We start from the raw sequence: 11,813 nt of genomic DNA, 5'->3' as shown, positions 1-11,813 counted from the left end.
CGGCCGTGGCAGGCGCAGCGGATCGACCACAACGTGCTGGCGTCTTTGCGCGCGCGCTGCTCCAGCGTGTCGAAATCCAGCTGCATCACCTGGGCGATGTCGCGCCCGACCAGTGGCGAACGGTCGGGCTTGCCGAGCTGTTCCAGCGTGGCCTCGTTGACCGCTAGCACGCGGCCGTCGCCGCCGACCGCGATCAGCGCCTCGTGCAGCAGCCCGGCGAACTCGGGGCGGCTGTGGAAGCGCAGGATCCAGGCATGCCGGTACTGTTCCAGGAAGTATGCGCGGGCGATCTGCGCCGCCGACATGCGCACCAGCGCGCCGGTATGGCATTGCACCAGCTTGGTATCGCGCGGGTCGGGCGTGGAAGCGTCCAGCACCGCCAGCAGATGGCCTTGCGGATCCAGGATCGGCGCGCCGCTGCAGGACAAGGGCAGGTGCCGCTCCAGGTAGTGTTCGCCGCGGTGCACGCTCAGCGCACTGCCCTCCACCGCACAGGTGCCGATGCCGTTGGTGCCCTGGTAGCGTTCGGCCCAACTGGCGCCACAGAACAGCCCGGTCTCGCGGAACGCACGCAGCAGCGCCGGATCCTGCACGCTGTGCAGCACCGTGGCCTCGGTGTCGGCGAACACCACCGCGTAGCTGCCGCCGGCGATCTGTTCGTAGAGATTTTCCATCTCCACCTTGGCGATGCGCAGCAGCGCCTCCAGCCGCTGCTGGCGTTCGCGCAGCTCGCCGTCGTCGTGGACCATCGGCGAGGGGTGGGTGTCCGGGGCCAGGCCGTACTCGTCGAGGCAGCGCCGCCACGAGCGTGCCAGCGCCGGCGGCAAGGACTCGATCTGGCGGAAATGGCGCATGCGCGCCAGCGGCGCGCAGTCGGCGTCGGCGGCGGATGGTGCGACGACCTTGGCTTGCGCGAGGCTGGCGACAGTCGACTCGGACATGGGCGCGCTCTCGTCCCCCCCAGGGGCCCTTGCGCAAGTGACGCACAAACCAGGCCTGGGCTCAACCCGCAGTGCAGCAAAGCGATGGCGTCGCCCGTCGTCGATCCCCCGGTCGCGCTGGGATCCTCGCTCCATCATGACTGTCGGTGGGCGTGCAGGACGCGCCGCGCCCCGGCAGCGCCCTGTCGTAGTGCATCCGCATCCACCGTCGCGCGGTGGGAACGGCGACTTGGCGAATCGAATCGAGTGCCGCACCGCACCGCCCGCTACGCAGACGGCGCGCTGCGCGCTGCCGCATGCGCCCGGCCGAAGTCGGGTTATGCCAGTGCCGGGCCGTTGCGGCTCGGTGCGTCCCGCTCGCGCGCCAATTCCTGCTGTTGCGCGAGTTGCCGTTCGCGGTCGATCGCCTGGTTCGCGGCCTGCAGTCGCTGGTCGGACTGCTCCACCGGAGTGGCGAGCGCCACTTGCACATCTACGCTGGCGCGTTTTTGCGCCGGGTCGCGCTGTTCACCTTCGACCACCACTAGATGGCCCTTCTCGGTGAGCGCCACGCGATCGGCCCGTTCCAGTGCGTTCGACGCCAGCGGCGCGTTGCCGGGGCCGCCATTGTCCCGGCAAGCGGCCAACGCAGCGCGGCTCAGGCGTTCGCTGGCCGCATCGTACGGTTTGCCCAGATCCTGGTCGATCCTTCTGACGCCCTCGCGGATCTGCTCGAGCAGCGCATGATTCCGGTGGCTGGCGTCGTTCGGGCCGGGCGCCGACGCCGGAGCGCGATCCGGCGCAGGCGTTTGCGGTTGCTGCTGCTCGCTGCGTTCGCGCAACTGCGCCGGGGTCGGTACGTGCAGCAGCGTTTCGCTCTTGCCGTCCTTGCGCAGTTGAAGATCCACGCTCTGATCGGCATTGCCGACGCGCTTGACCTCGTCGCGCTGCACCGCGCTCCACTTGCCGCCGACGAAGGCGGTACCGTGACCGTTCCCATCGAAGACGACCACATCGTTGTCCGCGCCGAACAGGCTCGACGACTGCGCGACCGTCTTGCCGTTCCGGCCTTTGAGGTTGTAGCCGAACGCACTGTCCTGGTCGAGGGCGCTGATCAGTTTTGGCGACTGGCCGTTCTGCAGGAACAGGGTCTTGGTCGCGTTGTACTGATGCAGCGCATCCGCGTGGGCGGTATCGCCCTTCAGGTCGACCGGGCTGCGCAATGGGTCGGCGGAGACCGCCGCAAAAGCATCGTGCAGGGGATTTCCAGGCTGCGCCGCACGGAGCTTGTTGAACACCTCGGTACCTGCGAGCGCGTGGTGGACGCCGCTCTCGATGTAGTCGGGCACCACCTCGCCTTTCTTGTTTGTCTTGTTCGGCAGCAGCGCGTCGACCTTGTTCACCACGTCCTCGACGCTGCCGAGGCTGCCGTCGTTGATGCCCTTGAGGATCTTCGGATACTGACTCTTGCCGGCCTGGTTCTCCAGCTTCATCAGCACGGTGGCGTACTTGGCCTGGTCGTCCAGGCTCGCGTTCTTGTACAACTCCGTCTGGCGCAATTGGTGCAGCGCGCCGCCATGGTCCTTCTTGCCGTCGCCTTCGCGCATCAGATGGTCGATCTGCGTGCGGTCGCGATCGTGTACGAATTGCACGCCTGCATCGGAGGCCAGGAAGGTATTGAGGTTCTTGAGCACGGTTGCATCGGGTGCGCGGCCGTTGTCCGCGCGGATGGCATCGCCATTGCGCTGCAGATCGGAGATCGTCTGTGTTCTTTGGTTTTCCGACAGCGCCAGACTCGGAGTCTGCCGGGCGGCCCATGTCTGGTAGGCATCCACCAGCGTCGGGACGACGTCCGGATGTGCGCCCAGGTCGGTCTGCAGCGTGCCGATGCTGAAGCCGCTGTTGGCCACCGGCTTGAGCGTGTTGCCCTCGACCGATCCGGCGAACGACAGGTGATAGGCCACATTCTTGGGGCCCAGGCTGCCTTCCGAGGCCACGCCGATGGCGAAGTAGCCCAAGGTCTTGAGTTGCGCGTCGGTGAGTTGCGGCGTTGCCGCGGTGGGGGCGGTGTTTGGATCGGACATGTCGCTGTTCCCCGATGGTGTGTCGTCCCTGTAGACGCTCGCGTTAGCCTCTGCCTTCTCCGCAGAGCTTGAGGTTGGTGCGTGCGGCGCGGATCACGCGGAGGTAATCGTCGACGAGGGCGGGCGTCATGCCATCGCTGATGGCGTCGTCGCTGCGCTTGGCGTCGTCCTGGTAGGGCGCCAGCGTCTGCCGGCATCCGGCATCGTCGCCGAGTTTATGCTGGGTCAGCGCGTAGTCGTTGCGGATGGCGCCGGCGTCGCTGAAGCTGAGGGCCGCCACGCAGTCGCGATAGAGCGGCGCGAGCGCCGTTTCGGCACCCGCATAGTCCTTGCGATCGTAGGATGCCTGGAAGGCCTTGCGCGTTCGCTGCATGGCTTCAGGCGTGCAGGTCGCAGCCTGTTTCAGATAGTCGCCTGCGAAGCTGCCGTTGCCGCCGCAGTACTCCCGGCACGCGCTTTCGGCGCCGGCCGTGGCGGACACCGCCACGCCGTCTGCCTTGGGTGCGAACTGCAGCGTGCAGGTGCCGTCGTCGACCGCGGCCTGGGTCCCGTGCAGCGTGCCGCTGAAGCTGCAACCGGCATCGACATTCTGCGTTTCGAGGGTGAAGCGTGCATCGGGCTGCACGGTCAGCTGGCCCCAGCCGGGCTGGGTGGCATAGTGGCCGGGGGGCGCTTGCGCGGCCGCCGCATCGTGCGTCGCAGCAGGCGCCGTCGGGCCGTTCGCGGCAGGCGCGGGGGCGGTCGGGGGCACGGAGGGAGTCGCGCTCGCGGGTGCCTGGGCGGCGTTGCCGCAGGCGCACAGGGTCGCCGCGCAGCACAGGGAGAGCAGCAGTCCATGCGGGATCGGTGCGGCGGCCAGGATCCTGGCGGTCCAGCGAGGCGCGGTGTCCATCCGATCATTCCATCGACGCGGGCGGCCGAGTCTAGCCCCGCCCGGATCGGCGCCGCAAGCCTGGATGCCGCGTCGCAATCGGTCGTGGAACGGCGGCCCGCCGGGTAGGCGGCCGGCAAGCGCGATGGCCAGGTGTCGACGCTGCCGTTCCGCCGGAAGTGCCCCAGCCTTACAACGCGTAACCGAACTGCTGCTTGAACTGGTCGTTGAATTCGTCGAAGTCGAAGCGCTGGTTCTGCGTGCCCGGGTGCTCGACCTTCAGGGCGCCCATCAGGTTGCCCATGCGGCCGATGGTCAGCCAGTCGCAGCCGCGCTGGATGCCGAAGATCAGGCCGGCGCGGAAGGCGTCGCCGCAGCCGGTGGGGTCGACCACGCGGCGCTCGTGCGCCGGCGGGATGTCGTAGGTCTTCTCGGGGGTGTGGACCAGGGCGCCCTTGGGGCCCTGGGTGGTGATGTAGGCCTGCACGCGCGAGACGATGTCCTTCTCGTTCCAGCCGGTGCGTTCCTGCAGCAGGTTGGACTCGTAGTCGTTGACCACCACGTAGTCGGCCTGCTCGATGAACTGGCGCAGTTCCGGACCGTTGAACAGCGGCATCGCCTGGCCGGGGTCGAAGATGAACGGCACGCCGCCGGCGCTGAACTCCTCGGCGTTCTGGATCATGCCCTCGCGCCCGTCCGGGCCCACCAGGCCCAGGGTCACGCCCGGCACGTCCTTCACGTGGTTCTCGTAGCTGCGCATCATCGCGCCCGGATGGAACGCGGTGATCTGGTTGTTGTCGTGGTCGGTGGTGATGAACGCCTGCGGGGTGAACAGCTCCTCGATCACCTTGACCCGCGACAGGTCGATGCCCAGCGCCTGGAAATGCTCGCGGTACGGGCCGAAGTCCTGGCCCACGGTGCCCATCGGGATCGGGTGGCCGCCCAGCAGGTGCAGGTTGTAGGCGATGTTGCCGGCGCAGCCGCCGAACTCGCGGCGCATCCGCGGCACCAGGAACGACACGTTCAGGATGTGCACCTTGTCCGGCAGGATGTGGTTCTTGAACTGGTCCGGGAACACCATGATGGTGTCGTAAGCGAGAGAACCACAGATCAGTGCAGACATCGGGCAGGCCTTGGCGGAGGAATGAGCCCGCATTCAGGCGGGCGAGGGGCGGGGTCGCCGCGGCGCAAAGGGTAACGGCTGCGGCCCGGCAGGGCCAGAACCACGATCCATCGCGGTCCCGCCGATACCACGCAACGCGTGGTTTTAGCGAGAATTTTCCTTGCCCGCACCCAGGCGGGTTGCTAGGCTAGCGGACTTCGTTTTCTGCCCATTTTTTCGCCATTCTGGCGACGGCGCGCGCCCCAGGACCTAATCCCCCGATGTTCAAGAAACTCCGCGGCATGTTCTCCAACGACCTGTCCATCGATCTGGGCACGGCCAACACCCTCATCTACGTGCGTGGCCAGGGCATCGTGCTGAACGAACCGTCGGTGGTCGCGGTGCGCCAGGACCGGGCGATCGGCGGCACCCGCTCGGTGGCCGCGGTCGGCGCCGAGGCCAAGCAGATGCTCGGCCGTACGCCGGGCCACATCACCACCATCCGCCCGATGAAGGACGGCGTCATCGCCGACTTCACCTACACCGAGGCGATGCTGAAGCATTTCATCAAGAAGGTGCACAAGTCGCGCTTCCTGCGCCCCAGCCCGCGCGTGCTGGTGTGCGTGCCGGCCGGCTCCACCCAGGTCGAGCGCCGCGCGATCAAGGAATCGGCCGAGGAGGCCGGCGCCCGCGACGTGTACCTGATCGAGGAACCGATGGCCGCGGCGATCGGCGCCGGCATGCCGGTCACCGAGGCGCGCGGCTCGATGGTCATCGACATCGGCGGCGGCACCACCGAGGTCGCGGTCATTTCGCTGAACGGCATTGTCTATTCGCAGTCGGTGCGCATCGGCGGCGACCGCTTCGACGAGTCGATCACCAACTACGTGCGCCGCAACCACGGCATGCTCATCGGCGAGGCCACCGCCGAGCGGATCAAGCTGGAAATCGGCTGCGCCTATCCGCAGGCGGTGGTGCAGGAGATGGAGATCTCCGGCCGCAACCTCGCCGAGGGCGTGCCGAAGATGATCAAGATCAACTCCAACGAAGTGCTGGAAGCGCTGCACGAGCCGCTGTCGGGCATCGTCTCGGCGGTCAAGCTGGCGCTGGAGCAGACCCCGCCGGAACTGTGCGCCGACGTCGCCGAGCGCGGCATCGTGCTGACCGGCGGCGGCGCGCTGCTGCGCGACCTGGACCGGCTGATCTCCGAAGAAACCGGCCTGCACGTGCAGGTCGCCGACGATCCGCTGACCTGCGTGGCCCGCGGCGGCGGCCGTGCGCTGGAACTGGTGGACATGCACGGCAACGAGTTCTTCGCGCCGGAGTGAATGTGAGGCCGGGAATGGGGAGTCGGGAATGGGGAATAGAATGGCCCCTCCGCCTCCGCACTGCCGGCTCCCTCTCCACTCGCCTGCCTGCGCTCCGGCCCGATCGCGCCGGGAGCGCGCCGTTGTTGTTCGATTCCCCACTCCCGATTCCCCACTCCCGGCTTTAGCCCGTGCCTCCTTACGCCGGTCCTCCCGTCACCGCCCGCCCCGGCGAATCCGCCAGCACGCCGCGCCTGCTGGCCTACCTGGCGTTGGCGCTGGTGCTGATCGTGCTCGACGCGCAGGCCGACTGGCTGGCCCGCCTGCGCAGCCAGGCCACGGTGCTGGTGCAGCCGATCTGGGCGCTGGCCGGCCTGCCCGGACGGCTGGGGTCGCAGGTGCAGGAGAACGCGGCCAGCCACGCGCAGTTGGTCAAGGAAAACCGCGCGTTGCGCAACGAACTGCTGATCGCCAAGGCGCGCCTGACCCGGCTGCAGACCGCGGCGCTGGACAACGCGCAGCTGCGCGAACTGCTGGGCGTGGCCGAGCGCCGCGGCCTGGACGTGCAACTGGCGCCGATCCTGGACATCGACCTGGACCCGACCCGGCAGCGCTTGGTGCTCGATGCCGGCAGCCGCGACGGCGTGCACGTCGGCCAGGCGGTGATCGACGCCGGCGGCCTGATGGGCCAGGTGATCGCGGTGACCCCGCTGCACTCCACCGTGCTGCTGCTGACCGACCCCGACCACGCGGTGCCGGTGACGGTGGCGCGCAACGGCGTGCGCCTGATCGTCTACGGCCGCGGCGGCAGCCTGGAACTGCGCGACATCCCGCTCAGCGCCGGCGTCGAGGTGGGCGACGAGATCGTCACCTCCGGCCTGGGCGGCCGCTTCCCGGCCGGCTTCCCGGTCGGCACCATCTCCGCCCTGCGCCCGGACGACACCCACGCCTTCCTGGTCGGCGAGCTGAAGCCGGCGGCGAAGCTGGACCGCGGGCGGGATGTGTTGTTGCTGCGGCCTTCGGCCGCTGCAACGGGATTGGGGATTGGGGATTCGGGATTGGTGAAAAGCCGGGCCAACAGCGCCGACGCCTCCTCGGCGGCGGCCCAGCCGCCGGCTGCCTCCGCGGCCCCGCGTATCCAGGCCACCGCTCCAGCGGCCGCGCCGGGAGCACGCAAGACCGAATCGATGACTCACGCCACCAACGGCAGCGGTACCCCCGGCACGCCCAAACGAGCGACCGCTTCGCCAATCCCCAATCCCCAATCCCCAATCCCGGCTCCAAAGGAGCCCACCCAATGAGCCGCCTGCGCAGCAAAGGCTGGGTGCTCCCGGTCAGCGTGATCGTGGCGCTGTTGCTGGGGTTGATGCCGTTGCCGCTGGTGGTGCAGCCGCTGCGGCCGTACTGGCTGGCGCTGGTGGTGGCGTACTGGGTGATCGAGACGCCGGACAAGGTCGGGCTGGGCTTCGCCTTCGCGGTCGGGGTGCTCGCCGATCTGCTGTACGGCGGGGTGCTGGGCGAGCAGGCGCTGCGCCTGGTGATCCTGAGCTTCATCCTGCAGCGCTTCCGCGCGCGCATCCGCTTCTTCCCGATGTCGCAGCAGGCGCTGGCGATCGGCGGCCTGCTGGTCAACGACCGCATCGTCGCCGCGGCGGTGCACCTGGCCGTCGGCGAGCCGACCCTGCCGTGGAACTACTGGTGGGCGCCGCTGCTGGGCATGGCGCTGTGGCCGCCGCTGTTCGTGCTGCTGGACGCGCTGCGGCTGGGCCGGCGGAGCAAGTAGCATGGCCCTGCATCCGCGTCGCGCGCAGAAGAACCCGCACGCCGAGGCCGAGCAGTTCCGGCGCCGCGCGGCGCTGGGCTTCCTGTGCGTGCTGCTGGCGCTGCTGGGCCTGGGCGCCTGGTATTTCAAGCTGCAGGTGCTGGACCACGACATCTACGCCACCCGCTCGGACGCCAACCGCATCAAGCCACGGCCGGTGGTTCCCGGGCGCGGCATGATCTACGACCGCAACGGCCGCCTGCTGGCCGAGAACGTGCCCGCGTTCCGGCTCGACGTGACCCCGGACAAGGTCGCCGACATGGACGCGCTGCTGGCCGAGCTGGGCAAGGTCATCGCGCTGTCGCCGGAAGACATCGAGCGTTTCCAGGCCGCGCGCAAGGCCAGCCGCAGCTTTCGTCCGATCACCCTGAAGCTGCGTGTCAGCGAAGAGGAGCGGGCGCGCTTCGCGGTGGACCGCTGGCGCTTCCCGGGCGTGGAGCTGGAACCCTACCTGACCCGGCACTACCCCTACGGCGACCTGTTCGCGCACATCATCGGCTACGTCGGCCGCATCGACGAGAAGGACCTGGAGACGCTGGGCGAGGGCAACGCGGCGCTGACCCACATCGGCAAGTCCGGGCTGGAGCGCTATTACGAGGAGCAACTGCGCGGCAAGGTCGGCTACGAGCAGGTCGAGACCAACGTGCAGGGCCGCGCGATCCGCACCGTCGGCCGGGTGCCGGCGCAGTCCGGCGCCGACCTGCGCCTGTCCATCGACGCCGACCTGCAGCGCGCCATGGTCGCCGCGTTCGGCGACTACCAGGGCTCGGCCATCGCCATCGATCCGCGCACCGGCGAGATCCTGGCGATGGTCAGCCTGCCGTCCTACGACCCCAACCTGTTCGTCAACGGCATTTCCCACGCCGATTTCCAGGCGCTCAACAGCGACCCGTCGCGGCCGCAGTTCAACCGCCTGGTGCTGGGTGGCGTGGCGCCCGGCTCCACCATCAAGCCGTTCATGGGCCTGGCCGGCCTGGACAGCGGCACCCGCCGCCCGGAGGACAAGATCCTCTCCACCGGCATGTTCTACCTGCCCGGGGTCAGCCGCGGCTGGGGCGACTCGCACCGCGGCGGCCACGGCTGGACCGACCTGCGCAAGTCGATCGCGCAGTCGGTGAACACCTACTATTACAAGCTGGCCATCGACATGGGCATCACCAAGGTCGACCAGTACATGACCCGCTACGGCTTCGGCGTGCCCACCGGCATCGACCTGGTCGGCGAGACCGGCGGCATCGTGCCCTCGCCGGCGTACAAGGCCAAGAGCCGCAAGGAAGCCTGGTACCCCGGCGACACGGTCAACATCGCCATCGGCCAGGGCGACTGGAAGGTGACCCCGCTGCAACTGGTGCGCGGCGTCGCCGGCCTCGCCGACGGGCAACTGCGCACGCCGCACCTGGTGATGGCCACGCGCCAGGCCTTCGATCAGCCCTGGGCGCCGGTGCAGCCGGGCCCGAGCAAGCCGATCAGCGACAATCCCAGCAACCTGCAGGCGGTGCGCGAAGGCATGATGGACACCATGCGCCCGGGCGGCAGCGGCTATGCCATCACCGTCGGCGCGCCCTACCAGATGGCCGGCAAGACCGGCACCGCGCAGGTGGTCAGCCGCAAGGGACTGGCGGCGGTCGATCCGCGCAGCCTGCCGATGCACCTGCGCCACCGTTCGCTGTTCGAGGGCTTCGCGCCGGCGGAGCGGCCGACCATCGCCCTGGCGATCGCGGTGGAAGGCGGCGGCTACGGCGCCAGCACCGCTGCACCGATCGCGCGCAAGATCTTCGATGCCTGGCTGCTCGGCCGGCTGCCGCCCGGCGTGGAGCCGCTGGACAGCCTGCGCGGCGCCACCGCCTTCGGCAGCCACCTGTACTACGCCGAGGATCCCGGCTCGCGCGCCGCCGCCGATGCGGTCGCCCTGGCCGCCGGCGAACGCCCGGTGCTGATCGGCCAGGCCGAGGTGGATGCGGCGGTGGTACCGCTGCAGTCCGCAGCGCCGGCGATCCCCGACGAGATTCCGGACGAGCGATGAAGGATTTCCTGCGCTGGCTGGTCGAGATCGGCGGCCGCTTCACCCGTACCCTGGACTGGCCGCTGTGCCTGGCGCTGGGCGCGCTGATGGCGATGGGGCTGGCGGTGCTCAAGAGCGCCGGTGGCATGCACCTGGTGATGGCGCAGGGCGCGCGGTTCGCCATCGGTGCGGCGGCGATGTGGAGCCTGTCGCGGGTGTCGGCGCTGCGCCTGCGCGCCTGGACCCCGCTGATCTACGCGCTGTCGATGCTGCCGCTGCTGGCGGTGTTCGTGCTGGGCACCGGCAAGTACGGGCGGCAGTGGCTGGACCTGAAGGTGTTCTACCTGCAGCCGGCCGAGCTGTTGAAGATCAGCATGCCGATGATGGTGGCCTGGTACCTGCACCGCATGCCGCTGCCGCCGCGCATTCCGACCGTGCTGGTCAGCGCGGTCATCATCGGCATTCCCACCGCCTTGATCATGCTGCAGCCGGACTTCGGAACCGGCGTGCTGATCGCCGCCAGCGGCGGCTTCGTGCTGCTGCTGGCCGGCCTGCCGTGGTGGTGGGTGGGCATCGCCGTCGGCGGCGTCGCCGCGGCCGCGCCGGTGGCCTGGCTCTGGCTGCTGCGGCCCTACCAGAAGGACCGCATCATGATGTTCCTCAACCCGGAGAACGACGCGCTCGGCGCCGGCTGGAACATCATCCAGTCCAAGATCGCGATCGGTTCCGGCGGCCTGCACGGCAAGGGCTGGGGCATGGGCTCGCAGTCGCACCTGAACTTCATTCCCGAGCAGACCACCGACTTCGCGTTCTCCGTGCTCAGCGAGGAGTTCGGCTGGATCGGCGTGGCCACGGTGATGACCCTGTACCTGATCGTGATCGGGCGCTGCCTGTGGATCGCCTCGCAGGCGCGCGACACCTTCTCGCGGCTGCTGGCCGGCGCCACCGGCCTGGCGTTCTTCGTCTACGTGCTGGTCAACGGCGGCATGATCTCCGGGCTGCTGCCGGTGGTCGGCGTGCCGATGCCGCTGATGAGCTACGGCGGCACCTCGGCGGTGTCGCTGCTGGCCGGGCTGGGCCTGGTGATGGCGGTGAAGGCGCACCGTCCGGTGCACGGCTACTGAACCAGCGCACGGCGTTCCAGGCGCGCTGGCTTAACCGCAACCTTGCAGGCAGGTGACGGCATTATTGCGGCGCATGTCGTGCATCCGCACAATGCGCGTCGATGCCACGTGACGCGCGCCGCTCCCCCCGGCCCACAGGTGTGCAGGAACTTCCGGGTAGGCAGGTGCGACCCCGCGCATCCATCCCAGCCCACATCGCCGAGGCATCCTCCGCAGCGCATCCGCCGATCCGGGCTCCGGCCCAGCCGTCTGCGTCGTCCGCCGCTGCCTCGTCGTTCCCGTGGTTGTCCAGAGGCTCGGCGTTGGCCGGGATGGATGCGTGTCGATGAAATTCCTGCGCGTGTTGCTGTTGACGAGCGTGGTGCTGGGCCTGAGCGGCTATGCACTGCTGCGCTATTACTTTCCGCCGGGGGCGCTGCACGCCCGTGGCTACGGGCGCACGACCCTGGTGCATCCGCAGGGGGCGCCGCAGGGCCTGGTGATCCTGCTGGCCAGCGGCAGCCCGGCGCAGCGGCAGGACGCCGCGCGGCGCATCGCCGCCAGCGGCGCGCTGGTCGCGGTGGTCGACGGCCAGCGCTATC

The 11,813-nt window shown here is 69.2% G+C and carries 8 protein-coding genes and 2 pseudogenes; 6 read left to right on the top strand and 4 right to left on the bottom strand.

Annotation, left to right across the window (positions count from 1 at the left end):
* The 4 genes and pseudogenes from D180_RS02600 to D180_RS02585 form a co-directional block, all read right to left on the bottom strand.
* Positions 1–941, bottom strand: a pseudogene (locus D180_RS02600) (GAF domain-containing protein); the annotation flags it as partial.
* 317 nt (positions 942–1,258) lie between these two features.
* Positions 1,259–3,004 carry an XVIPCD domain-containing protein gene (locus tag D180_RS02595; protein ID WP_017911563.1) on the bottom strand — a complete coding sequence of 582 codons (1,746 nt, stop codon included), beginning with the start codon at positions 3,002–3,004 and terminating at the stop codon, positions 1,259–1,261.
* A 43-nt stretch (positions 3,005–3,047) separates the two neighbouring features.
* Positions 3,048–3,560 carry a hypothetical protein gene (locus D180_RS02590; protein WP_043090354.1) on the bottom strand — a complete coding sequence of 171 codons (513 nt, stop codon included), beginning with the start codon at positions 3,558–3,560 and terminating at the stop codon, positions 3,048–3,050.
* 505 nt (positions 3,561–4,065) lie between these two features.
* Positions 4,066–4,998, bottom strand: coding sequence for a carbohydrate kinase family protein (locus D180_RS02585; RefSeq protein ID WP_017911561.1), 933 nt, complete (start codon positions 4,996–4,998; stop codon positions 4,066–4,068).
* Between the two features lie 260 nt (positions 4,999–5,258).
* Between D180_RS02585 and D180_RS02580 the strand changes: the two genes are divergently transcribed.
* The 6 genes and pseudogenes from D180_RS02580 to D180_RS02555 form a co-directional block, all read left to right on the top strand.
* Positions 5,259–6,305 (top strand): rod shape-determining protein, encoded by a 1,047-nt coding sequence (locus D180_RS02580; protein ID WP_010343692.1) that lies wholly within the window; start codon positions 5,259–5,261, stop codon positions 6,303–6,305.
* 170 nt (positions 6,306–6,475) lie between these two features.
* Positions 6,476–7,585, top strand: a complete 1,110-nt coding sequence (gene mreC / locus D180_RS02575; protein WP_017911560.1) for a rod shape-determining protein MreC — start codon at positions 6,476–6,478, stop codon at positions 7,583–7,585.
* On the top strand, positions 7,582–8,067 hold the full coding sequence (gene mreD, locus D180_RS02570; RefSeq protein ID WP_010343694.1) for a rod shape-determining protein MreD: 486 nt from the start codon (positions 7,582–7,584) through the stop codon (positions 8,065–8,067). The genes mreC and mreD overlap by 4 nt, the downstream gene beginning before the upstream one ends.
* Before the next feature lies 1 nt (position 8,068).
* Positions 8,069–10,129 (top strand): penicillin-binding protein 2, encoded by a 2,061-nt coding sequence (mrdA, locus tag D180_RS02565; RefSeq protein ID WP_017911559.1) that lies wholly within the window; start codon positions 8,069–8,071, stop codon positions 10,127–10,129.
* Positions 10,126–11,232, top strand: coding sequence for a rod shape-determining protein RodA (gene rodA, locus D180_RS02560; protein WP_017911558.1), 1,107 nt, complete (start codon positions 10,126–10,128; stop codon positions 11,230–11,232). Before mrdA ends, rodA begins: the two co-directional genes overlap by 4 nt.
* 325 nt (positions 11,233–11,557) lie before the next feature.
* Positions 11,558–11,813: pseudogene (locus tag D180_RS02555) on the top strand (virulence factor family protein); the annotation flags it as partial.

Origin of the sequence: Xanthomonas sp. SHU 166, assembly GCF_000364685.1 — a bacterium.
Classification (GTDB): domain Bacteria; phylum Pseudomonadota; class Gammaproteobacteria; order Xanthomonadales; family Xanthomonadaceae; genus Xanthomonas_A; species Xanthomonas_A sontii.
Note: the sequence above shows the minus strand (reverse complement) of the source record. Positions and strands in the feature narration are given on the sequence as shown.